This is a genomic window from Cellulophaga sp. Hel_I_12, assembly GCF_000799565.1.
GTDB lineage: Bacteria > Bacteroidota > Bacteroidia > Flavobacteriales > Flavobacteriaceae > Cellulophaga.
Genome location: NZ_JUHB01000001.1, coordinates 2,762,562 through 2,784,191 on the forward strand (window position 1 = coordinate 2,762,562; position 21,630 = coordinate 2,784,191).

The 21,630-nt window shown below is 34.9% G+C and carries 26 protein-coding genes; 21 read left to right on the plus strand and 5 right to left on the minus strand.

From position 1 onward, the window contains the following. Nucleotides 1-2 precede the first annotated feature (2 nt). The 10 genes from GQ45_RS11935 (at nucleotide 3) to GQ45_RS11975 (ending at nucleotide 5,365) form a co-directional block, all read left to right on the plus strand. Entirely contained in the window at nucleotides 3-842 is an 840-nt protein-coding gene (locus GQ45_RS11935; RefSeq protein WP_047418273.1) for a hypothetical protein, read from the plus strand. Nucleotides 843-1,144: 302 nt separating this feature from the next. Beyond that, nucleotides 1,145-1,480: a hypothetical protein gene (locus GQ45_RS11940; RefSeq protein ID WP_047418274.1), complete on the plus strand. Its 336-nt coding sequence runs from the start codon at nucleotides 1,145-1,147 to the stop codon at nucleotides 1,478-1,480. A 2-nt stretch (nucleotides 1,481-1,482) separates the two neighbouring features. After that, nucleotides 1,483-1,794 carry a hypothetical protein gene (locus GQ45_RS11945; RefSeq protein ID WP_156125425.1) on the plus strand — a complete coding sequence of 104 codons (312 nt, stop codon included), beginning with the start codon at nucleotides 1,483-1,485 and terminating at the stop codon, nucleotides 1,792-1,794. A gap of 4 nt (nucleotides 1,795-1,798) precedes the next feature. Next, nucleotides 1,799-2,269 (plus strand): hypothetical protein, encoded by a 471-nt coding sequence (locus GQ45_RS11950; protein WP_156125427.1) that lies wholly within the window; start codon nucleotides 1,799-1,801, stop codon nucleotides 2,267-2,269. After that, nucleotides 2,220-2,717: a hypothetical protein gene (locus tag GQ45_RS11955; RefSeq protein ID WP_156125429.1), complete on the plus strand. Its 498-nt coding sequence runs from the start codon at nucleotides 2,220-2,222 to the stop codon at nucleotides 2,715-2,717. Before GQ45_RS11950 ends, GQ45_RS11955 begins: the two co-directional genes overlap by 50 nt. 150 nt (nucleotides 2,718-2,867) lie before the next feature. Beyond that, a complete protein-coding gene (locus GQ45_RS11960; protein WP_047418285.1) occupies nucleotides 2,868-3,356 on the plus strand; it encodes a hypothetical protein in 489 nt (162 codons plus the stop codon). 53 nt (nucleotides 3,357-3,409) lie between these two features. After that, on the plus strand, nucleotides 3,410-3,502 hold the full coding sequence (locus GQ45_RS18380) for a hypothetical protein (protein ID WP_369798321.1): 93 nt from the start codon (nucleotides 3,410-3,412) through the stop codon (nucleotides 3,500-3,502). Nucleotides 3,503-3,597: 95 nt separating this feature from the next. Continuing rightward, entirely contained in the window at nucleotides 3,598-4,035 is a 438-nt protein-coding gene (locus GQ45_RS11965) for a DUF4304 domain-containing protein (protein ID WP_047418288.1), read from the plus strand. 245 nt (nucleotides 4,036-4,280) lie between these two features. After that, entirely contained in the window at nucleotides 4,281-4,952 is a 672-nt protein-coding gene (locus tag GQ45_RS11970; RefSeq protein ID WP_047418290.1) for a DUF433 domain-containing protein, read from the plus strand. Nucleotides 4,953-4,972: 20 nt separating this feature from the next. Continuing rightward, nucleotides 4,973-5,365: a hypothetical protein gene (locus GQ45_RS11975; RefSeq protein WP_197056953.1), complete on the plus strand. Its 393-nt coding sequence runs from the start codon at nucleotides 4,973-4,975 to the stop codon at nucleotides 5,363-5,365. Between the two features lie 196 nt (nucleotides 5,366-5,561). Here GQ45_RS11975 and GQ45_RS11980 read toward each other — a convergent pair whose 3' ends face one another. Next, a complete protein-coding gene (locus tag GQ45_RS11980) occupies nucleotides 5,562-6,770 on the minus strand; it encodes a site-specific integrase (RefSeq protein ID WP_047418293.1) in 1,209 nt (402 codons plus the stop codon). Between the two features lie 747 nt (nucleotides 6,771-7,517). Here GQ45_RS11980 and GQ45_RS11985 point away from each other — a divergent pair. The 3 genes from GQ45_RS11985 to GQ45_RS11995 are packed head-to-tail and all read left to right on the plus strand — an operon-like array spanning nucleotide 7,518 to nucleotide 10,337. Continuing rightward, complete coding sequence (locus tag GQ45_RS11985) at nucleotides 7,518-7,997, plus strand: hypothetical protein (RefSeq protein WP_047418296.1); 480 nt, start codon at nucleotides 7,518-7,520, stop codon at nucleotides 7,995-7,997. A gap of 46 nt (nucleotides 7,998-8,043) precedes the next feature. Then, a complete protein-coding gene (locus GQ45_RS11990; protein ID WP_047418299.1) occupies nucleotides 8,044-8,496 on the plus strand; it encodes a hypothetical protein in 453 nt (150 codons plus the stop codon). Nucleotides 8,497-8,513: 17 nt separating this feature from the next. Beyond that, entirely contained in the window at nucleotides 8,514-10,337 is a 1,824-nt protein-coding gene (locus GQ45_RS11995; protein ID WP_047418300.1) for an adenylate/guanylate cyclase domain-containing protein, read from the plus strand. Nucleotides 10,338-10,389: 52 nt separating this feature from the next. Here the strand turns inward: GQ45_RS11995 and GQ45_RS18030 are convergent, their stop codons facing one another. After that, nucleotides 10,390-10,566, minus strand: coding sequence for a hypothetical protein (locus GQ45_RS18030; protein ID WP_156125431.1), 177 nt, complete (start codon nucleotides 10,564-10,566; stop codon nucleotides 10,390-10,392). 183 nt (nucleotides 10,567-10,749) lie between these two features. Here GQ45_RS18030 and GQ45_RS12000 point away from each other — a divergent pair, with 183 nt between their 5' ends. Then, nucleotides 10,750-11,709 (plus strand): lipid A deacylase LpxR family protein, encoded by a 960-nt coding sequence (locus GQ45_RS12000; RefSeq protein ID WP_047418303.1) that lies wholly within the window; start codon nucleotides 10,750-10,752, stop codon nucleotides 11,707-11,709. Between the two features lie 318 nt (nucleotides 11,710-12,027). On the opposite strand, the gene GQ45_RS12005 is transcribed toward GQ45_RS12000, so the two are convergent. The 3 genes from GQ45_RS12005 to GQ45_RS12015 form a co-directional block, all read right to left on the minus strand. Continuing rightward, complete coding sequence (locus tag GQ45_RS12005) at nucleotides 12,028-13,308, minus strand: aminotransferase class V-fold PLP-dependent enzyme (protein WP_047418305.1); 1,281 nt, start codon at nucleotides 13,306-13,308, stop codon at nucleotides 12,028-12,030. 552 nt (nucleotides 13,309-13,860) lie between these two features. Then, entirely contained in the window at nucleotides 13,861-14,031 is a 171-nt protein-coding gene (locus tag GQ45_RS18385; protein WP_369798300.1) for a DUF6747 family protein, read from the minus strand. Nucleotides 14,032-14,905: 874 nt separating this feature from the next. Beyond that, nucleotides 14,906-15,334, minus strand: coding sequence for a DUF6526 family protein (locus GQ45_RS12015; RefSeq protein WP_047418311.1), 429 nt, complete (start codon nucleotides 15,332-15,334; stop codon nucleotides 14,906-14,908). A gap of 401 nt (nucleotides 15,335-15,735) precedes the next feature. On the opposite strand from GQ45_RS12015, the gene glp reads away from it, so the two are divergent. The 7 genes from glp to GQ45_RS12050 all read left to right on the plus strand — a co-directional run bounded on the left by glp (nucleotide 15,736) and on the right by GQ45_RS12050 (nucleotide 21,586). Continuing rightward, nucleotides 15,736-16,920, plus strand: coding sequence for a gephyrin-like molybdotransferase Glp (glp, locus tag GQ45_RS12020; protein WP_047418314.1), 1,185 nt, complete (start codon nucleotides 15,736-15,738; stop codon nucleotides 16,918-16,920). Nucleotides 16,921-16,930: 10 nt separating this feature from the next. After that, on the plus strand, nucleotides 16,931-17,272 hold the full coding sequence (locus tag GQ45_RS12025) for a winged helix-turn-helix domain-containing protein (protein ID WP_047418316.1): 342 nt from the start codon (nucleotides 16,931-16,933) through the stop codon (nucleotides 17,270-17,272). A 95-nt stretch (nucleotides 17,273-17,367) separates the two neighbouring features. Continuing rightward, nucleotides 17,368-17,601 carry a MoaD/ThiS family protein gene (locus GQ45_RS12030; protein WP_047418318.1) on the plus strand — a complete coding sequence of 78 codons (234 nt, stop codon included), beginning with the start codon at nucleotides 17,368-17,370 and terminating at the stop codon, nucleotides 17,599-17,601. Between the two features lie 181 nt (nucleotides 17,602-17,782). After that, nucleotides 17,783-18,217: a molybdenum cofactor biosynthesis protein MoaE gene (locus tag GQ45_RS12035; protein ID WP_047418320.1), complete on the plus strand. Its 435-nt coding sequence runs from the start codon at nucleotides 17,783-17,785 to the stop codon at nucleotides 18,215-18,217. 3 nt (nucleotides 18,218-18,220) lie between these two features. Next, nucleotides 18,221-19,132, plus strand: coding sequence for a bifunctional molybdenum cofactor biosynthesis protein MoaC/MoaB (gene moaCB / locus GQ45_RS12040; protein ID WP_047418322.1), 912 nt, complete (start codon nucleotides 18,221-18,223; stop codon nucleotides 19,130-19,132). Between the two features lies 1 nt (nucleotide 19,133). Beyond that, the gene (moaA, locus tag GQ45_RS12045) at nucleotides 19,134-20,138 is read left to right on the plus strand and encodes a GTP 3',8-cyclase MoaA (protein ID WP_047418325.1); all 1,005 of its coding nucleotides are present in this window, start codon (nucleotides 19,134-19,136) and stop codon (nucleotides 20,136-20,138) included. Between the two features lie 182 nt (nucleotides 20,139-20,320). Next, nucleotides 20,321-21,586: an exo-beta-N-acetylmuramidase NamZ domain-containing protein gene (locus GQ45_RS12050; protein ID WP_052188213.1), complete on the plus strand. Its 1,266-nt coding sequence runs from the start codon at nucleotides 20,321-20,323 to the stop codon at nucleotides 21,584-21,586. The last annotated feature ends 44 nt before the right edge of the window (nucleotides 21,587-21,630 follow it).

Genomic DNA, 21,630 nt, shown 5'->3' on the forward strand with positions numbered 1-21,630 from the left:
TTATGAAAGAAACATTAGAACTTAGAATAAATTACGACTTTGCCAATTTACTTTTTAAAGACAAGGAAGGTAAAAATTTAGGAACATCAGTAAAAATTATTGACTTGTCTAAAGATGATCCTCGATATATTCAAATTCCAATAATAGAAAGTCATGTTAAAAAAAAGTATGATAGAAGTTTTTTCTTTGGTTGGGAAGTAAAAAGAAAGTATAGTAAAAAGGAGTTAAATTCGGCTGAACTTTTTCACATCAAAATAAAAACAACTTTTGAACCAACAGGTGAGGAGTGTGGGACAATATTTGACGAAACTTCAGTATGTGAAATATGTGGAGCAAATAGAAAACAAGTAGGTCCATTAACTTTAATGAGAGGAACTATTCCTAAAAAGGATATTGCCAGAACAATTGCAGGAGAAATAGTAGTATCAGATAAATTTGTAACAGCTTATAAGAAAAGAGGACTTAACGGAATAAAGTTTGAAGCTGTAATTTTCACAAAAGGTAATTCAGATTATTATCAGCTTATAGCAGAAAAAAAGTTAGAATTATCTCAAAATACCATTGTAGGAATTAATCCTTTCGATTTTTCTACGAGCAATGCGGGTGAATTATACAACTGCCCTAAAGGACATACAATTGGGTTAAACTTAATATCTGAACCTCACGTATTAAGATTATCAGAAATAAATAAAACTGATTTTTATGCAAGTCGCCAAATGATTGGGGTCAATAGAGGTCTGTTAAAGCCTGAATCTATTTATTTTTGTTCTCAGGATTTTAAGAAAATGGTTGACGAAGAAAAACTAAAAGGATTCGAGTTTGAATTAACTCATATAGAATAAATTAAAGGATTACTATTATTGAGCATTTATTTCATTATACAGACCGGAATTTAATCTCGAACAATATTTTCATGATAATGGTGATTTAGTTATTAATCAAAAGAACAAAAGTACTTTTACAGTAAAGAATTGACATTTATCCCAATGATTTCTTAGCGTCTATTATTATTAATTTTAGTTTTTTTCTTGAATAAATATTACTGAATAAAGAATAGGATTAAGAGTTTAATAATTCTATATAGATCCCACTAAAACCGGAATATTAATTCAGGTATTCAGAAGAAAAAGCTGAAGAAGTTTTTTTGTTATCAAAAGGAACAAGTGTTCCTATCAAAGGATTAAGAGGTACAACTTTGGTTAAAAGTGCAGCAAAGGAGATACCACGATTAAAATGGTTAAGAGGCAATGGTGGAGAAATTAATGGATTTTCTAATTCAAAAGGAGCTGGTTATGGCGCTAGAGCTCGATTTGACTTTCATAAATTATCAAATACTTACAATTCAAGAGCAACTAGTAGAATGACTATTCCAAAATTGCTTGATGGAAAAAAATTACCTCATTGGCATAGAGGAAAAGGAAATAACATAAGATACCACAGGCCTTTGGAAATTGGGCCTGATGGAAAAAGAAGATGGTAAATATGAATAAATCAGATTTTTATAAACTTTATATACCTGCATTAATAAAAGCTTTATTAAACGAGGATAATTGGGAACAGTTTAATGTTAGGAGTCCTGAACACTTTTTAAATTTACCCGAGCAAAAAATAATTGAAGTTGAAAAATATTTGGATAAAGTAGCAGGTAAAAATAAGTTTTTAGATAGTGTTGCTTATTATTTTGATGCAAAATCTCATGGGTTTGATAAAATCAATGGCGTCAAAATTGAAATATTTAGGAATAATTTGGAAGATAAAATTTTAAAGTATAAAAAAAAATACGAAATAGATTAAAGAAGTGCAACGAAGAACGGATATGGCGCTCTCCGCAGAAAATTTCATTTCAAGAATACCAGATATGTCCGCTGCTGAAATGGGCTATTATTATGGTTATGCAGGAGAAAAAGCTGTAGAAGCTGTTTTGTTATCAAAAGGAACAAGTGTTGCTCTAAATGGATTAAGAGGTACAACCTTAGTTACAAGTGCAGTTAATGTTGGGCCTCAAGAAATTAAGTCCCTGGGAGCGGCCGCAAGAGGATTCAGCAACTTTAAAAGCATAAATCAACTAAATAAACTGGTGCAAACTGGTAAACTACCAAAGTCTATTACAAGATTTGACAAGGGTAAAATATTTGGAGAGTTAGATCATGTTCATTTTAATAATGGAGCTGCTCTAAATATTAATGGAACATGGAAACATGGTAGCAAAATCTTAACTAATGCAGAAATTAAAATACTTACTCAAAATGGATGGGCTTTACCAAAATAAAAAAACTGAATTTACCATTTTTTTGAAGAATTGGATAGATGAAGTAATCACCAATAAACTTTGGCTTAATTATAGTGATTTACATATTGATGAAGTTGATCAAATTTTCAAACTAAAACAAAATTGGATTACTGGAAGCTTGTTCTTGTTTAATTGTATTTTGCCAATATTAGACAAAGAAAAATATAATGTTTTATTAGTAATTACATTAAAATGTATTTCCAAAAAGGAGCTTTTAACTTTAAATAATCTTCAGTTATTGGAAACACAACTTGATATTACACCACCTTCATTTTATATTTTTCCTAAAGGAGAAAAAAATTATCAAAAAACCCTTGAATCTGCTACTTTTCTAAAAGAAATATCTAAAGAAATAGTTATGAATGTCTATTACACGGAAGAAAATGAGAATGATGAATACTATAGAACAGTATATATTAAAAGTTGAATTATAATTCAGGCATTATTAAAACTTTTAATGAATTTTAGGAGTCTATCACGAAATAAATATTGGATGTATGCTGGCGGATCAGTAATGGGAAAATTAAAAAGACTTGGAACAGCTGACGGTAATTTGAACATATTTAAAAACTAAAAAATGATTCTGAGAAAAATAGATTCAAATAATTTTAATAAAAACTTTGAAAGTCTTTTAGAAGAAAAAAAAGGTCCAAATGTAATAAAAGGGCGATTCGATATTGAGCCTGTTGCATTAGAAAAAAAATTAGATTTCATCATTAAATTTTTTTTCTCAAAAGGATTAATAAAAAGTTTAACATACAAGATACTTTTCTGGGAAAAAGATAGTCTTTTAATAAACTTAATGGACTTAATCAAAATAACTAAATACCAACTAAATGTATCTTATAAAAATAAAGAAGATCCAGGAGTTATATTTATAGATTCCAATACTTTTGATGAATTCGTTTTTAGATCTATTTTAATAAATCATTTTAACTATGAAATGTTAGAAACTCCTTCTTTGAACCTAAGAGTTCAAATTTGTTTAAATGAAGAAAATGAAGTAAGATTAATTGATATTTATGATGATAGAGGTTTCGATGTTTATGTTTTAAAAGGAGACTAAAATTCCACTAAGTTTTGAGTATAAAGACCTAAAGAACTTGGAAAATTAAAAGAATTTACGGGTTTAAAAGAATACGCCCTAACTTTATCGATTTTGGAACTAACACAATCTTTGAAATAAAACCTTATAACCCTAGGGCAATGTAAACTGGACAAAAACAACTTCAGATATATGAAAGAATTACAAACCATGCCTCAGTTCAAGGGGATAAATTGGAAAACTGTTTTAGATACTTATTGATATGGATAGCAAAGAATTTAAAAATTTATTTGATGAAACCGCTAAAAAGAATGGTTTTGAAAAAGCCTTTGGTGGTTGGTTTAAAGAAAGTTCAGAATGTATAACAGTACTTGATTTGCAAAAATCAAATTTTGGAAATTATTATGAATTAAATATAAAAACTTTTGTTCAAGGTATGTTCGGTAATAACTACACTAAAAATAAAAATTTAATCAAAAAACAAATAGGAGATATTTTTACAAGACAACCCAACGAATACAGTGATGTATTAGACTTTGACACGTTAATGGACCTTGATATAAGGAAAAATAAGTTAAAAGTGCTCTTTAACGAATTTATAGTCCCTTTTGCGGATAAATCTCTAACTCGATTTGGATTAAAAGAATTAGCTAAACAAGAAATAATATTTATACCTCCAGCGGTTAAGGAAGAATTATAATACGATTAAAAGCTCCAAAGAATTTTGGGGCTTTTGTTTTTGTAATCTAAAATGATAATTTTTGAAACAAAAAATCGGAGGGGAATTTTATTATAAATATTAGTTTTTACTTCCTGCCGAAATGGGTTAAGAGGTATAACTAAAGTTGCCAATAATCAATAAAAAAATAAAGAATGTTAATTCATACAATAGTGAAATTATTTAAAGTATTTTTAATTTGTACTTTTAAGAGATAATTAGAATTAATGAACTTCGAGAACAAACCACAAATAGGGTCAGGCATTTATACTGCTAGTGAGATAGCAAGTATTTTACGCGTTCCATATCGAACGATTTACACTTGGATGAATAAATATTGGGATGGAAAAATTGGTAAAGAATTTGGCTCCAAATACTCTTGGAACATTAATGGAAAACGCGCAGTGAGCTTTCATACATTTATTGAGTTCTATGTTATGATGCGTTTCTCTGAAGCTGGTGTGAAGCCAAAGCAGGTATTAGAGGCGCATGCAGAATTAAGCAAAATGTACAATACTGCTTTTCCATTTGCTCGAAAAGAAGTGCTAGGAGGAATAAAGTCTGATGGGAAACATATCTTTCTAAAAACATTAGAAGGTATAATTGAACTAAACGGAACAAAACAATTTAATCTTGGTTTAATAGAAATATTTTTTATTAATCTTGAATTTGATAAAGACAATTTGGCATCCAGATTTTGGCCAATTGGAAAAGAAAAATCTATTTTGGTAGACCCTAAAAGACGTTTTGGTCATCCAGTAATTGATGGTAAAAATATATTTCCTGAGATAATTTATAACCACCATAAAGCAGGAGATCCGATTTCTTATATAGCACACGTATATCAAATTTCGGAAGCAGAGGTAAATCATGCATTAGAATATTGTAAGGCAGCATGATAATTTACTTTGATGAAAATATGCCCAGACATCTTGCCCATGGTTTCAATACCATTCAATCCCCTGAGGGATTAAAAACAGGACATAATATTATTGTAAAATTTTTACCTGAAGCTTTCAATTATGGAGCAAATGATAAAGAATGGATTCCAAAAGTCGGAAAAGAACGTAGTTGCGTAATTACCCAAGATATAAATATTTCAAGAAGAAAGGACGAATTGGAATTATATCAAAAAAATGGTGTGGGAATGTTTTTTCTTCGGGGTCCGTCCAAAAAACAAGGTCTCAGTGTTTGGGAAATGGTACAGGCTCTATCTAAAAATTGGGATGATATCGCTAGGATAGCATCAGAGGAAAAAAGACCTTTTGCCTATATTTTCGGACTTAAAGGAGGAATGAATAGGATTAAGTGAGATAACCTATTCTTCCAGAAAACCTTCAGAGCGAGACCTTATTAGCAGATAAGAAAAGAGTTTAGCAATAATCAGTACAATTCCATTAAATTGGAAAGCGTGGTATGGATATTTAAGTCTCTTAACCATTTACGTTTTAGATGATTCAGTTTACCCTCCATTTACTTTAGGCTTTAATAAAATTTCCTTAGTTGAGCTATAACAATACCTCAAGTGCTTTATCCACAATCTGGGTGTCTAGTTCTTTTAAATAGGCCTGTGTTACGGTTAGATTCTGATGCCCTAAAGACTCACTTATGACATCTGTGGCAACCCCTTTTTGCTTGAGGCAGTTGGCAAAACTATGCCGTGCCACATAACTGCTAACATTTTTGGTGATATTACAAAGTTGTGCTAATTCCTTTAACTCCTTATTATAGATGCCTAACATTTTATGTTTTCTATCGGCTAGTTGTTTAGGGGAATAGTCCTCGCGAAAAAGTAGAGGAAAAACATACTTGTTGCCATATCCATGAATGCGATAGTAGTCTAGTATTTTTTGAACTGGGGGCATTATAGCTATAGAGAAATTACCTTTTGTCTTTGCTCTTGTATAGTAAATAACATTTGATTCAACGTCCTGCCATTCCAGACTTATCATATCGGCAAAATTCATGCCTCTGGTATAGAAGCTAAAGACAAAATAATTTTTGGTATCTATTAAGCTGTGATTTTCAGTGAGCTCTAAATTGACGATTCTCATGATCTCTTCAAAATCTAAAGCACGCTTAAACCCTTTTCCTCTAAGGTTCGATATTTTATAAGTTTTAAATGGATATAAGCTTTCCCTAATAATCCCGCGTTCTATAGCCTTATTAAATAACGACCTTATGGCTCGCATTTTTACGCCAATACCGCCGTCAGTACCGCCCCTTGATCTTAGAAATGCATCGTATTTACTCAAAAAGGAGGCGTTTACCTCTCTGAAATTTAGCTTTTTAAATTTATGATAAATTTGAACAGAAGTTTTAGCATCTTTATAAGACTTTGCGTTGCCAATACGTCCTGCAAAGGTCATTTCTTTTATGATTTCATCAAAAAATGCAAAGACATCATTTTTGACAGGATTGAAAGTAACTCTATAGTTTCTGTCAAAATCTTGTAGTGAATAATCAGGATTCTCAATTTCTAAATCAGTTATAATTTTATATGCTCTTTCCTTGAATTTTACTAAGAGTCTATTATATTGAATGTGATTAGAATTCTTTTTATTAAAATTTCCTGTCGTTTCTATCCATTGCTCCAACTTTACGCTAAAAGGAGTTTTATAGTGCCTGCATTGTCTTTCTTTTGTAACACGTAAACAAACAGGATAAGTGCCATCCGAGAGTAGTTTTTTTTTGAGAACAATCTTAAGTGTAATCATATTTTATAAATTTGGGGACAACATTTATATAATTTCTTTTGTCTGCCCTTGATTTCATAAGTTGAATTTGGTTGAAATGGGGACAACATAGGGACAACAAATGGGTGATTAAAGGTAAAAATTATAAAACCAAATGCAAAATAAAAAAACATAAAATACTGACAATCAGAATATAAGAAGCTAAATGATGCTATATGAAAACATGGCTATTTCGGCTGTTAATCAGAGGGTCCTTGGTTCGAGCCCAAGAGGGGGAGCAGAGCGATAAAAAGCCTTCAACGAAAGTTGAAGGCTTTTTTGTTGCCATATGTTTTTGGGTGAGAAGCCTGTGCCGAGCATAGTCGAGGTAAGCCCAAGTGGCAGTAGAGCGATAAAAAGCCTTTACAGAAATGTACAGGTTTTTTTATGAGCATTGGTTAAATATAGGTGAAACAAATCCATTCCATTTTTTAAATTTTACTGCTTCTAATTAGAAGGAAAGACCGGTTTCTTTATGAAAAATTTAGCCAATATGACGATCCGCTCGCAATGACGTTCTAACTTAAGCAATTTGCTATTCCCAAAGTAAAAACTCTAGCCAAATAGCTATGAATTTATTATAATCGGCAATAAAAGTAAATATGATGGGAATCATAAGTGTTTAAAAAGCAATATCTTATGGTTTTATTGAAAATTATTTCTACCTTATACAAGATTTTATACCAATCAAGGGTATACAACAAGAAATAACTTTCAAAACCAAACAAAATGAAAACTATAAAAAACATTCTACTGCTTCTCGCATTTACATTTTTGAGCTTTGCACAAGCACAAGAACCAACGGTGATCATTACTTTAACCGTGGATACTTCAGCATTGGGGGATGATCGCGATGCTCCCGGAGGCTGCACGTTTACCGTTACTCCAGCCGATAAGCTTGTTTTTAATGACCCCAACGATCCAAAAGCTTTTACCATAGCCGTAGATGAATCAGACCTTATTGAGTGGCAAGGGATTACCACCACAGGGGATGATGTAAAAATCAAGAAAATAAGCTTTATTGGAGGAACAGAGATTTTTGGTTCAAGCAACATCAACGGTCGCAATAGTAATGGAAAAGAAAAGGTAAAGGCCAAACCTAATAAAAAAACACCTCCTGGCAAAGATTATGAGTATAGCATAAACTTTAAACCGGATGGATTCAAATTTTATCAAATTGACCCCAAAATTAGGGTTGGAATTCGATAAATGACACATTTACTTACCTTAGTATTTTAGAGTAGTATTGTAATTTATGAAAAATAAGGCCTATTTAAAGTTTATTTTGGTATTGCTTCTGGGTATGTCTTGGTTTCAAGGGCAGGCACAGACCTTGCACGAATTGGTGCTAACTGTAGATACAACAATGCCAAACAGTGAAGGGAACAATTCTTTCAGTGCAGGAAATAATACTACTATTGAAAATAGCTCATTAAATCGCTTTACCATTTGGGCAGAAGTCGGTGATTCTGTACAATGGACGGCCAAGGCAGCCGGAGACTCAAAAGTTCCTGTGAAAATAATTGGTGTTAGTTACATGGGTGGTCCGCGTATTTTTAGTTCTAATACATTGACCGGAGGGGGTAATACCATTAAGGCAACCATTATTCGCGGAGGTAAGGAAGATTATGTCTACACGCTTCAATATACCCTTGGTTCGGACACAAAGGTGTATGCTGTCACCGCCCTAATAAAGACAAAAAAATAGCGATCAATGCGCAGTATATGAAGTTGTTTTTGAAATGTAAGGGATGGGCAAAAGTAGCCTTGTTCCTATGCTTTATGGTTAAGAGTATGCCTGGTTTCGGTCAAGATGAATCTCTTGCCGATAGCTTAATCCAAGTGTATGAATCAGGAAACTATGATAAGGCGGTAAAACTTAAAATATTATCTGAAATTACGGGAAACATTCCCGATCCCGATCGTATTTTGGCCTACAGCGATACCTTGATGAGGGAAGCCATTAAGCAAGATTCCACGATATATATATTTAATGCCCACTTGCAGAAAGGGAATGGGTTACAACAAAAAGGCAATTTAAGTGGTGCGTTGGAAAGTTATTTCAAGGCGGTTGATATTGCCAATAAGAATTCTGATAAAAATCAGTTGGCCATAATGTACACGGCTATTGCAGCGGTTTATGCCGGCATGGATAACCGAAAAAATGTAAGACAATACTATACTGATGCCATTGCCATTTTTAAAACTGAAAAGGATACGTTCAACTATGCGGTAGCCATGGAAAATTTGGGGGACACCTATTTGGAATGGTCCAAACCAGATTCTGCTTTACTTTATTTCAATCAGTCTGGCCCGATATTCAAAAAATTAGAAAAGAAACTTCCTTTGGCCTATAATTTAGGGAATAAGGGCCTAGCCTTTGCGCAACAAGGAAGGCCCACCATAGCCGAGGAGAATATTAAAGAGGCAGTTTCTATACTAGAAGAGTTAGGAGATTACAGGCCCATTACGACCTACCTCAACTATATGTCCGATATCTATGCCGATAAGGAAGATTGGGATGGGGCATTTGACTATGCCTTACGCTCCTTGGAGTTGGCAAAACAATACGGGTTAAAAGTCCGGATCAGTAGTGCCTATTTAAAACTGTCCGAACTGTATGAACGCACTGGGTATGCTTCAGCTTCCTTAAACTATTATCGGAAGTATATTGCTTTTAGGGATAGTGTAGTCAACATCACTGCCGTACAACAAATGGCGGATATTCGTAGAAATTCTGAAAAAGCACAGTTCAAGGCCCAATTAGATTTAACCAACCAGCAAAAAAGGACCCAAAAAGTAGTGGCCATTGCCACTGCAATTGCATTGTTCTTAATTATTCTCTTGGCCATTGGCTTGTACAGGCGCAATACGTTCATTAAACGCACCAATGCCATTATCGAGAAGGAAATGGCCCGGTCGGAGAGGCTACTCATAAATATCTTACCAGAAGAAACGGCAAGAGAATTAAAAGAGCACGGGAAGGTACAGGCCAAAAAATTTGAATCAGTCTCGGTATTGTTTACAGATTTTGAAGCTTTTACTGCCCACTCGGAACACGTAGACCCGGAGATTTTGGTAAATAGGTTAGGGTATTATTTTACCGCTTTTGATGATATTATAGAAAAATACGGGTTGGAAAAAATCAAAACTATCGGGGATGCCTATATGTGTGCGGGAGGTTTGCCTTTTCCTATAGAAGACCATGCCATTAAAATGGTAAAGGCAGCTTTTGAGATGATTCAGTTTGTAGAAGAAGCCAAGACTGAGAAGGAAACCGACTTTCCATTCAACGTGCGTATAGGCATCAATACAGGGCCGGTTGTTGCTGGGGTAGTGGGTAGTAAAAAGTTTTCTTATGATATTTGGGGAGATACGGTCAACGTGGCTTCACGAATGGAAAGTTTATCGCATTCGGGAAGAATCAACATCAGTGAAAACACCTATAATCTGGTGAGAGACACTTTTAAATGTGCCTATAGGGGCCAAATAGATGTTAAAAACAGGGGATCTATGAAGATGTACTTTGTTAATGGTCCTAAGCAATAATAATTTTGACCATGCCTGCGGTTATTAATAGCGTAGTGCAGTAATCTACGCGTCATTTTTCTAACCACTTTTTAATCGCCATCACATCACCAATCAAATCATATAGGGAAACATCATTCCATGCGGTTTCAATGCTACTACTTGCCGCAGAGTTTGGGGTACCCCTTAGCCCAGTGCACCATCCTTGGATTGCTTGTAGGAATGTTATTTGTTCTGTCCTGTGGCTCATGGGGTAAGCGTGGATAAATACTGTAATTCTAAAAAAAAGAAATAGGCAAAAGAAGCAAGTAATTTTTATACACGGCAGGCAGCCAATGCCGTACCCTAGCATAGATGACAACTTCTACTAATGAAAATGGGAGTGAGTTGATTTAAAACCAAACTCAGTACTACCATTTCTCGTACCTATAGTATGAGAATTTTTATAGCTAGTTGTATCCTATCCTTTTTATTTTTACAGGATTCTTGGGCCCAAAAAACAGATAACCTCGCATCTTTTAGAGATCTTGAAAGTGAACCTTATTTTAGGTTTAATTACGACAATGATTTTTTTGCTGCTACAGATAAGAATTATACCCAAGGCTATAGCTTTGAATTGGTTGCCCCATATTTTAGCGCCAACCCTCTCAACCATTTGTTCTATAAACCTCAAAATGTAGCATTGCGGTATGGTTTGGCCATTGAGCATATTGGATTTACACCTAGTAGCTTTGACCGTCCGGAAATTCAATTTGGGGATAGACCCTTTGCGGCAGCCATTATGCTTAAAAGTTTTATGTTGGCCACAAATCAGGAAAAAACTAGATTTACTTCTTCCTTTAATTTTGGAATTATTGGTCCAGGTGCCTTTGGCAAGGAGATGCAAGTGGGCATCCATAAAGCTACTGGAAATAAAATACCGCTGGGATGGCGAAATCAGATCAAAAATGATATGGTACTGAATTATGAAGTGGGCTACGAAAAACAACTTTTTAGATATCACCATTTGATTTCGCTACAGGCAAATGCAAATGCCAAAGTAGGTACCCTTTTTACAAATGCATCTATTGGAGTTAACACTACATTCGGAATCATAAATGATCCGTTTTCATCAGCCCAAGAAAGCAAAAGGTTTTTCTTTTATGGATACGCCCAACCAGTTTTAAATAGTATAGGGTATGACGCCACCTTGCAGGGTGGGGTCTTTAATAAGACCAGCCCCTACACCATTGCATCAAGTGAAATGGAGCGTTTTACGGGTCAATTGAACTATGGCATTGTTCTAAGAACTAAAACCCTTTATTTTGAATACTCAAGGTCTATAATTACAAAAGAATTTGAAAGTGGGGATGCTTATGGCTGGGGAGGTGTTAAGATAGGGTTTACACTTTAGGGTAAAATGGGAGTATTAATATAATAGGCTAGGGGTAGTTAGGTATGTAACTATGCCTTTTGGTGGTTCTGGTTTTTTTCTTCTTCATATGCCTTTATGAACTAAATCCGATGTGGGTATTTTATTTTCCTTACAGCCCATAATCTCATTTCATGCCCGCTTCTGAAGGTTTTAGAAATATCATATAAAGAATCAAGAACAGGACAATAAATAATCACAGATAAAAAATTCCAGCAAAATTTTCCTAAGTCGTCAGTGATAAGGAAATGAGTTAACCAAGGTTTTAGCACACTTTTTTAAGTAAAATGTACTTTTGAACTATGAAATGGCAATGGTACCCAAAGCCATGACCAAGCGATCAATATCTTTTTTGGTAATAAAAATTGCAAAGGAGAGTCTAACCGCATTGAGTCCAAATGAACTCATGGGGCGACAATCGATTCCGTAGTCATCGAAAAGGCTATTTTTTACCGTTTGAACATCTTTCCCAAGAATTTCTACGACCTGAATACCCGCAGATAAGGAGGCTAAGGCTGGTGTTTTTAAGACCAACTTTGGATGCTTTTTTATAGCATTACTAAAGTATGCCTTAAGTTCGTAGGTACGCGCTTCTATTTTTTTAGCACCTATACTATCATGATAGTCTAGCGAGGCACCAAAACCTAAAACTTCGGGTAAGTTTCGTGTATTGTAATTTTCTAGGCGGCGAATGCTAGTATCTTTATATCCACGAGCTACAATAAGTGGTTTCAGGTGTTTTTGACTTTCTTTTTTGGCGTAAAAAATACCAACTCCCTTGGGAGAAAACAGCCATTTATGGGCACTTACGGTATAAAAGTCACAACCTATATCTTTCAAATCAAAAGTGAACATTCCGGCAGCTTGTGCACCATCGACAGCAACAAGAATTCCTTTTTCATGTGCCATTTTTGAAATTTCCTTGATAGGCAGTATCATACCATTGGTATTGATCAGATGACATATAGAAATGACTTTTGTCTTGGCTGTTATCGATTTTTTGAAGACTTCTACGAGCTCGTCAACACGTTCAGGTAAAATGGGCAGTGTAGGTCGTACTAATCTGATGCCCTTACTTTCTTGCCAAACTTTCCAAGGGCTCACAGCGCTCGAATGTTCGTGGTCGGCCAAGATGATTTCATCACCTTCTTGAAGGTCTAGACTTCTGGCGATGAGATTCATACCTTCGGTTGTATTATGAATCAAGGCAATTTCTTCCTCAGAAACAGAAAAAAGTGAGGCTGTTTTTTTGCGAACGGTTTCTTTCTCTTCATCCCAACCGCCCCACATGTACTTGGAGGGAAAATCATCAAGAGTATCTCTAAACTGATTTGTTGCCTTGCGTATAATTTTTGGAGAAGCCCCTAGTGAACCATTATTAAAATACGTTAAGCCTTCGGCAAAACTAAATTGCGATTTGATGGTCTCCCAAAAGGCTTCCGATGTATCTTCTGTTTTGAACAGGCCTATGGTTTGCTGTAAATCCGCAGTTGACTTCGCCCAAATCTGTGTTGGACTTGTCATGGCGGCGGCAGTTCCTATGCCTAAAGTTCTCAGAAAATCCCGTCTATTATTTGCCATGTCTAAATATACATTTTTTTAATAATAGATCGTTTAAACAACTATTTATTATTGCTGAAAACCGGTATGCTATGGCATTCTTTGTGGAATTTTTTTCTTAAGGCCATTGGCATTGTAGGGAATAGAAATCTATAGGCAATTGAAACCACAATTGGAGTTTCGTGATTTTTGCATAGTACCTATCTAATCCCAATGGATAGAATTACAGGAAGTAAGCGTTTTTAAATTTTTGAATGAATCAGTTCATGGCGATTATCCTACCAATTAGGATATATTTAATTCCGGGTCCTAGCTTAGGACAATTTTTTGGAAACTTGAGTTCTTTTTTAGGCATGTGGTTTTTCATGCCTGCTTTCTATACTAGAAAACCATATAGGTGTTAAGCTTAAGAGGGCATTTAATTAAAGTTTAAAATAGCACAAAGTTTTACCTCTAGTTTTTGCGCGCGTAAAAACTAGAAGTATTCATGACATTTTTAACCACTTAGTATTTATGTATATTTAAGCAAGTAGTTTCCTAAGCTTAGCTATTTTTTACTCCTTCCTTAGTTTACTATTGAAAAGCAAAACCAGTTAACAATCTAAACAAGAATGCGTAAAAAACAAGGGCAAACATACCTAGGGTGAACAATGCAAAAGCTTTGAAATAATGTTTTACCACATAGTTACCTAGGTTCTGGAATGCTTCTAAATAAATTTCTTTAATAAGTATAATTGTTTTCATATTTCTGGGGGTTTTTATTTGATACAAAGGAAGGGGTATCTGTTACATCGAGGGCGATAATTCGGTCAAGAGGGATTATATAGGCAGAAATACATGCCAACTGCAATACATCGAAAAAATTGCTATTTTTAACTATAAAAGATGAATTTAGCTTAAAGGTTTAAATACATACTTAGAGGTTAAAAGGGATAGATTATAACTAAATAGACCCTAGCCAACCTCATGACAAAAATCACCTGAACTGCTTAACGAAGGGCTTACAGTGCGTAAAGTCTCCGAAATAGTTGGTAAGTCTGCATTGACAAGATGAAAGTTAAGATCGTGGTATGACTAATTTTTTTACAACTGGCGAGCCTTTCTCATACGCAACAATGGCATTATCAAAACTAAATTAGAGCATTAGAAAATCGGCATCGATGTTATAACTATGAACTAGGAATAGCTCATTTTTTGAGTTTTTAGAAATAGGTATGGCATTTATAATTCAAATCATTGCCTTAGCCAAAGAATCATACCCGAATTCTTCAAAAGGTATATTTAAAATCTTTTTTTTAACAGAATCTACTCTGGTTCTCCAAAGCGCTATTTGCAGACTATCTATCTTTGACTTTGCATGTAATAAAATAGCCAACAAAAAGAAAAACAAAGAAAATAGCGCTTTTCGTTCTTTGTAGTTGAACCTAATAAATGATTAATTATTGAATAGCAAGTTGCAGTATACGGGTATGAAAAGAGCTATTACCAAGAACAGTGGCCGAATAAAAAAGGATATGCTTTATCTTGAGCTTACAGGAAGTAAAACAACATAAAAAAATATGCGTCAAGAACACTTGGTATCCTGCAAGCAAAAATAAAAATTGGGTTAAAGAAAATTCTAAACCCTATAATAATCAGCCTTCCAGTTTTTAATCAACATTTTTATTTCTTTGTTCGATAGCTTTTCTTTCATCGCTTTTTCTACTAAAGGTAAAAACTCTTCGTCACTAGCAAAACGCAAGGCTATGATTTGTTGCATTTTTAGCTCTTCAGGGAATACTTTGCCGGTCATGACATAATACCTTAAGTTTTCTTCTGCTCTGATAGCTCTGTCTTGTGCTTTTAAAGGGAAACTGCGTACAAACCAAGCCATTATTAAGAAAATAACAGCAATTAAAACGACTAGAGATGCTAAATAAAGGTTCTCCGGAGTAGAACGATAAAGGTGGTAAATAGCCCCAATCAGTAAAGCTAATATGGCTAGAAATAAGAGGCCATGAAATCCTTTTACAAGTTTACCGTGATTTTTAAAATTTTGTGCTTCCATTTTGTTTAGTTTGTGTTAAAGATAACTTTATTAATCGTAGGCTTCTAATTTAAAAGAAAGCCACTTACAGTGTAATCAGCCTTTGTTATTTTACAACTTAGCCGATTTGTTCTCTTTATATCGCAACTCTCCAGTTGCTATGCCAATAACAGTTTTAGCCAAAATGGTGAATACGAAAGCACCTAAGGCCCAAATACCTAGAGTTAGGCCAATTTCTATACCCATATGCGCCAAAAACAAAACCAATAATAGGAAAAAAAAGATAACAAAAGTAATGTAAGGATGTAAAATAGGTTCGTTATATTTGTGTGGATATAACGATTTTATTCAAACCTACCCATTAAAAATACTGCCGTTTTCCGAATTTAAATGATACCAAAAAATAAAAAAGAAACAACTAAATGATTAGTTCTGAAAAAGCATTAGCCTTGGTTTTATCGCATAGTTCAAAAGGATTTAGAACAAGAGAAATTTCACTTAGTGATGCGCTAGATTATGTTTTAGCGGCTGATGTCATTTCTTTAATTGATATGCCTCCTTTTAGGCAATCGGCTATGGATGGCTACGCTTTGAAAATTGGGGAGACGAATAGCTATAAAATACTAGGTGAAGTTCAGGCAGGTGGCGTTAATTCACTGCAGCTAAATAAAGGCGAAGCTGTTCGTATTTTTACCGGTGCACCTGTTCCTGATACTGCAGATGCGGTGGTCATTCAAGAAAAAGTAAGGCTTAAGGCCGATACTATTTTAGTGGAAGATCCTTTGCAGCTTATGATGAACATTAGGCCTCAAGGAGAGCAAATAAAAAAAGCTGCTGTGGCATTGGCCAAAGGAACAAGCATAAAAGGAACACACATTGGTTTTTTAGCAGGTTTAGGAATTACAAGGATTGAAGTAGCGGAAAAACCAGCTATTGCTGTTGTGGTCACTGGGAATGAATTGGTACCTGCCGGTCAAGACTTAGCTCATGGTAAAATATACGAATCGAACAGTGCTATGCTTATCGCTGTTTTAAAAGAATTAGGCTATAGCAATACCACAGTTATTAGCATTAAAGACCATTTTGAAAGCACCAAAGAAGCGCTGCGCGAAACCATTGAAAAAAACGATGTTGTTATTGTTACCGGGGGTGTGTCGGTTGGAGATTATGATTTTGTGGGCAAGGCATTAAATGCTATTGGTGTACATGAAATTTTTCATAAAGTGAATCAAAAACCAGGAAAACCGATGTATTTTGGAAAAAAAGAGCATACAGCTATTTTTGGTTTGCCAGGGAACCCAGCCGCAGCACTTACCTGTTTTTATGTGTATGTGTATCCACTTTTAAAAAAATACCAAGGAGCAGAAGATGCACATCTTTTAACTATTTTGCTTCCATTGTTGAACGATTACACGGTTATCGGAGGCGATAGAGCTCAATTTTTAAAAGCGAAAATAAGCGGCACGGGTGTCGAAATTTTAACCGGGCAAAGTTCCGCTATGTTAAGTGCTTTTGGTACTGCCAATGCTTTCGTTTTTGTACCCGAGGATCGTATAAAACTAGAAAAAGGAGAAATTGTAAAAACAATTCTATTGCCTATTAAATAAACTCAGTCCTATGAACGATTATAAGATTAGAAGTAGAATTTGGATTGAAGTTGGTGATAATGTTTTAGTCGGAGAAGGCAGAATCCGCTTGTTAAAAGAAATTGAAGCAAAAGGCTCTTTGTCAAAAGCCGCAAAGTCGATTGGGATGTCTTATAAAAAAGCGTGGACGCTTATCGATGCGGTTAATAAATCGGCAAAAGAAGCCGTAGTCACGACATCGGTTGGTGGACAAAAAGGGGGAGGTACGATCATTACGCCTTATGGTAAAAATTTAATAACAGCCTTTGAGACTATAAACACTAAATGTTGGTCGTTTTTAGATGAAGAGTTTAAAGACCTAAAGGGCATATAGTCCACTTAAGTCCTCTGAAGGAGGAGAGCAAATGCTCTTAATCTTGAATTCAGTATTAAAGTATAAAAATAGCAATAAGAGATAAAGAAATAAACATGACTATTGAAATAAACTATTTTGGCATGCTAGCGGAGGTCACTGGATGTAGTTCAGAAAACATAAGGGTTTCTGAGGGCGCTATTTCCGATTTAAAAGGTATTTTAGTTGAAAAGTATCCTGAACTTCAACATAAGGATTTTAGGATGGCACAAAATCAAGAATTGGTTTCTGAAGAAACCCTGTTGACAGGACAGGAAATAGCACTCTTGCCTCCATTTGCAGGGGGGTAAGTTGACACTTTAGTGGTCCCAGAGAAAAAGTTCTTTCTGTTGAAACTAGAGTCATGGGCCTTGATCCTAGCGTATATAAATAAGGTTTTAGACTCTAAAAGCGACGCGGTCTTTAGTATTTTTTCTGACCACAAGAGGATGAAAAAATGGTAATTTAAAAATCATATATCAATTTAAAAAAATGAATTACAAGAATGTATTTATAAAAGGAGCGATTTCCTCCGAGTTTATAGCGAATTCAATCGCCAAACATCAATCTAAAACAGGTATTGGGGCGCACAATATCTTTTTAGGACAAGTACGTGCCGATCAGATAGATGGTAAGGCCGTTGTGGCTATAGAATATTCGGCCTATGAAGAAATGGCGAATAAGAAGTTTCACGAAATCCGGGAAGCAACCTTTGCAAAATTTAACCTGACCTGTATGCATATTTACCATAGTTTAGGAGCCGTAAAAACGGGTGAAATTTGTTTGTTTGTATTTGTATCATCACCACGGCGTAAAGAAGTATTTAAAGCTTTAGAATATGTTGTAGAGGCGATTAAAGCAGAAGTACCTGTTTTTGGGAAAGAGCTATTTGAAGACGAATCACACCAATGGAAAGTTAATAGTTAGCATATGGTAGACATAACACATAAAAGCAATACTTTAAGAACAGCAACAGCACAAGCCATTGTAAAAGTAAGTCGCCAAGAAACTATTGATGCGATTCTTAATAAAACCGTACCCAAAGGCGATGTTTTTGCCATGAGTAAGGCTGCGGGACTTTTGGCTGTTAAAAAAACAGCTGATTTACTACCAGATTGTCACCCTTTGCCTATCGAATTTACCGGAATTGATTATGAAATAGAGGGCTTAGCTATAAAAGTGCTGGTGACCGTAAAGACCATTTATAAAACAGGTGTTGAGGTTGAGGCCATGCATGGTGCGAGTGTTGTAGCGCTAAATATGTATGATATGCTAAAACCTATTGATAAAGGTATTGAACTGTTCCATATTAAATTAGTTGAGAAGAAAGGAGGAAAATCGAGTTTTCAGGATACATTTAAACGCGATTTAAAGGCTGTGGTTATTGTGTGTTCTGATTCTATTTCAGACGGTAGAAAAGAGGATAAATCGGGTAAAGCCATTATGGCAAAATTACAGGAATGTGAAGTTGCCATACAGGATTATATCATCATTCCTGATGAAGCCAGCATCATTCAAGAAAAAGCAAAATTCTACCAAGCCAATGGGGCGGATTTGATTATTTACACAGGCGGAACAGGTTTATCGAGTCGCGATGTAACTCCAGAGGCCTTACAACCTTTATTAGATCGAAACATTCCAGGGGTAGAAGAAGCCATCAGAAAATATGGACAAGACCGGATGCCTTATGCTATGCTTTCTAGAAGCCTTGCAGGAACGATTAAAAATACTTTAGTTCTGGCTTTGCCAGGCTCGACTAGCGGAGCCAAAGAATCTATGGAGGCTATTTTTCCTTCAATTTTACATGTTTTTAGAATTTTAAAAGGTGCGCGGCACGATTAATATGACAGCAACGAACAACATCTTGACCGATACATTTGGCAGGGAACATACCTATTTGCGTATTTCACTTACCGAACGCTGCAATTTGCGCTGTACCTATTGTATGCCTACGGATGGCATTGCGCTTTCGCCAAAGTCTCATATCATGACCTACGAGGAAATTTTTACCATCGCCAAAGAATTCGTTGCGAACGGGGTAACTAAAATAAGACTTACTGGAGGTGAGCCTTTAGTGCGTAAAGATGTGGGTTTAATTTTAGAAAAATTGGCTTCACTACCCGTAGAATTGGCGATTACTACAAATGGAGTCATCGTAGATAAATTTATAGACCAGTTTAAAAAAATTGGACTTCGGAAAATCAATGTTAGTTTGGACTCTTTGAACACCGATAAAAATACTGCTATAACCCGTAGAGATTATTTCAGCAAAGTTTACAACAACATACAATTATTAGTAAAAGAGGGTTTTGAGGTTAAGGTTAACTGTGTTTTGATAAAAGGTTTTAATGAAAACGAGATTATCGATTTTATCGAACTCACAAAGACCCAAGCCTTACAAATTAGATTTATTGAGTTTATGCCCTTTGATGGTAATAAATGGAATTTAGAAAAACTAGTTTCCTTAGAAGAAGTGTTAAAACAAGTCTATTCGCATTACGACTCAACACGTTTTATCCGTTTAAACGATGCGCCAAATGATACTGCAAAAAACTACCAAATTAAGGGATATCAAGGTTCTTTTGCCGTTATTAGTTCCGTTACGAACCCGTTTTGTGATGGTTGTAATAGAATTCGATTAACAGCAAACGGACAACTTAAAAATTGTCTTTTTTCTTCTTCAGAGTCTGATTTATTGACACCACTTCGTGAGGGTAAATCAATTGCACCAGTAATTCAAAAAGCGATATTGGCAAAGAAAAAAGTGCGGAATGGTATGGAAACTTTAGAACAATTTAAAGATCCTGATGCTCACAATAATCGAAGTATGATTGCTATAGGAGGGTAAAAAAAGGTACTAATTTTTAAAGGCCCTAGGATACTGTAAAAAAGGTATTTTTACGGAGTCTTTTTTATTGCTTTTGGGCTATAGGATAATGTCTTTATTTGTTCGGTTTATTGGAGAAATAAAGAGATAAATTCTTTTTAGTATAGTATATTTGAAGCTAAAGATGATTAAAATTGTTTAGTATGAAAAATACAAAGAGATTACCATCTTTTTTTATCGTAATGATATCATTTCTTTTCCTAAGTTCTAGCTGCGGTCAAACTTTACAAAAAGGTAAAAATAGCAGTTCTTATAGTGAAACAGTAATAGAGCAAGGAATAACAAAGAAAGAAATTATCGTTGCAGCGAACCAGACAGCTAAATATTTAGGGCTTTTTAAAGGTAAAAATGTAGCGATTGTTGCCAATAATACCTCGGTTATTTTTAGGCAAAATTCTGAAAATGCAGACAGTGCCCATTTGGTAGACTCTTTATTGTCTCTTGACGTTAAAATTGTAAAGGCTTTTGCTCCAGAACATGGTTTTAGAGGTGATGCGGATGCAGGAGCTAAAATAAAGGATGAAAAAGATCCTAAAACGAATTTGCCAGTGACTTCTTTGTACGGAGCCAATTACAAGCCTTCAGCTGATCAATTAAAGGGTGTTGATATCGTAGTTTTTGATATCCAAGACGTTGGTGCTCGTTTTTATACCTACCTTTCTACTATGCATTACGTCATGGAGGCCTGTGCAGAAAATAATATTCCTGTTGTTGTTTTGGATAGGCCAAATCCAAACGGACATTATATAGACGGTCCAGTGTTAGAAAATAAATTTGAAAGTTTCGTTGGCTTGCATCCGGTACCTATGGTTTATGGGATGACGATAGGAGAATATGCAAAAATGATCAATGGTGAAAAGTGGTTAAAAAACGGAATTCAGTGCGATTTAACCGTTATTTCTTTAAAAAATTATACCCACGAATCGTCCTATAGCTTACCCTTAAGACCATCACCCAATTTACCCAATGATAAGGCGATAAACTTATACCCTAGTTTGTGTTTGTTTGAAGGTACAAATGTAAATGCAGGTCGAGGGACAGAAACTCAGTTTCAGGTTTTTGGCTCGCCTTATCTCCCAAGAGAAACGTATCCATTTAGCTACACACCAGTATCTAATTTTGGAGCAAAAAGTCCAAAATATGTAAATGAAGAGTGCTACGGACTTGATTTAACTCGAACAGTACATCTGGCTGAAATAAATTTAAATTGGTTAATCGATGCCTATAGGGCCTCCGATGGGCAAGAACAATTTTTTAAATACCCTGAGTTCTTTGATAAATTAGCAGGTACTGACAGCTTGAGAAAGCAAATTATAGAAGGAGCATCTTTTGAAGAAATTAGAAGGGGTTGGAAAACAGGATTGGATACATTTAAGAGCATTAGAGCTAAGTATTTACTTTACGAATAAATGCTAGTAAGGAAAGGCTAAGTAGTTTTTAAGGTTTAAATACC

What these genes read in the sequence shown, in the direction of transcription:
- GQ45_RS11935 (WP_047418273.1), top strand. Translation starts at nt 3, where the DNA reads ATGAAAGAAACATTAGAACTTAGAATAAATTACGACTTTGCCAATTTA.
- GQ45_RS11945 (WP_156125425.1), top strand. Translation starts at nt 1,483, where the DNA reads ATGAATAAATCAGATTTTTATAAACTTTATATACCTGCATTAATAAAA.
- GQ45_RS11955 (WP_156125429.1), top strand. Translation starts at nt 2,220, where the DNA reads ATGCAGAAATTAAAATACTTACTCAAAATGGATGGGCTTTACCAAAAT.
- GQ45_RS11960 (WP_047418285.1), top strand. Translation starts at nt 2,868, where the DNA reads ATGATTCTGAGAAAAATAGATTCAAATAATTTTAATAAAAACTTTGAA.
- GQ45_RS11965 (WP_047418288.1), top strand. Translation starts at nt 3,598, where the DNA reads ATGGATAGCAAAGAATTTAAAAATTTATTTGATGAAACCGCTAAAAAG.
- GQ45_RS11970 (WP_047418290.1), top strand. Translation starts at nt 4,281, where the DNA reads ATGAACTTCGAGAACAAACCACAAATAGGGTCAGGCATTTATACTGCT.
- GQ45_RS11975 (WP_197056953.1), top strand. Translation starts at nt 4,973, where the DNA reads ATGCCCAGACATCTTGCCCATGGTTTCAATACCATTCAATCCCCTGAG.
- GQ45_RS11980 (WP_047418293.1), bottom strand. Translation starts at nt 6,770, where the DNA reads ATGATTACACTTAAGATTGTTCTCAAAAAAAAACTACTCTCGGATGGC.
- GQ45_RS11985 (WP_047418296.1), top strand. Translation starts at nt 7,518, where the DNA reads ATGAAAACTATAAAAAACATTCTACTGCTTCTCGCATTTACATTTTTG.
- GQ45_RS11990 (WP_047418299.1), top strand. Translation starts at nt 8,044, where the DNA reads ATGAAAAATAAGGCCTATTTAAAGTTTATTTTGGTATTGCTTCTGGGT.
- GQ45_RS11995 (WP_047418300.1), top strand. Translation starts at nt 8,514, where the DNA reads ATGAAGTTGTTTTTGAAATGTAAGGGATGGGCAAAAGTAGCCTTGTTC.
- GQ45_RS18030 (WP_156125431.1), bottom strand. Translation starts at nt 10,566, where the DNA reads ATGAGCCACAGGACAGAACAAATAACATTCCTACAAGCAATCCAAGGA.
- GQ45_RS12000 (WP_047418303.1), top strand. Translation starts at nt 10,750, where the DNA reads ATGAGAATTTTTATAGCTAGTTGTATCCTATCCTTTTTATTTTTACAG.
- GQ45_RS12005 (WP_047418305.1), bottom strand. Translation starts at nt 13,308, where the DNA reads ATGGCAAATAATAGACGGGATTTTCTGAGAACTTTAGGCATAGGAACT.
- GQ45_RS18385 (WP_369798300.1), bottom strand. Translation starts at nt 14,031, where the DNA reads ATGAAAACAATTATACTTATTAAAGAAATTTATTTAGAAGCATTCCAG.
- GQ45_RS12015 (WP_047418311.1), bottom strand. Translation starts at nt 15,334, where the DNA reads ATGGAAGCACAAAATTTTAAAAATCACGGTAAACTTGTAAAAGGATTT.
- glp (WP_047418314.1), top strand. Translation starts at nt 15,736, where the DNA reads ATGATTAGTTCTGAAAAAGCATTAGCCTTGGTTTTATCGCATAGTTCA.
- GQ45_RS12025 (WP_047418316.1), top strand. Translation starts at nt 16,931, where the DNA reads ATGAACGATTATAAGATTAGAAGTAGAATTTGGATTGAAGTTGGTGAT.
- GQ45_RS12030 (WP_047418318.1), top strand. Translation starts at nt 17,368, where the DNA reads ATGACTATTGAAATAAACTATTTTGGCATGCTAGCGGAGGTCACTGGA.
- GQ45_RS12035 (WP_047418320.1), top strand. Translation starts at nt 17,783, where the DNA reads ATGAATTACAAGAATGTATTTATAAAAGGAGCGATTTCCTCCGAGTTT.
- moaCB (WP_047418322.1), top strand. Translation starts at nt 18,221, where the DNA reads ATGGTAGACATAACACATAAAAGCAATACTTTAAGAACAGCAACAGCA.
- moaA (WP_047418325.1), top strand. Translation starts at nt 19,134, where the DNA reads ATGACAGCAACGAACAACATCTTGACCGATACATTTGGCAGGGAACAT.
- GQ45_RS12050 (WP_052188213.1), top strand. Translation starts at nt 20,321, where the DNA reads ATGAAAAATACAAAGAGATTACCATCTTTTTTTATCGTAATGATATCA.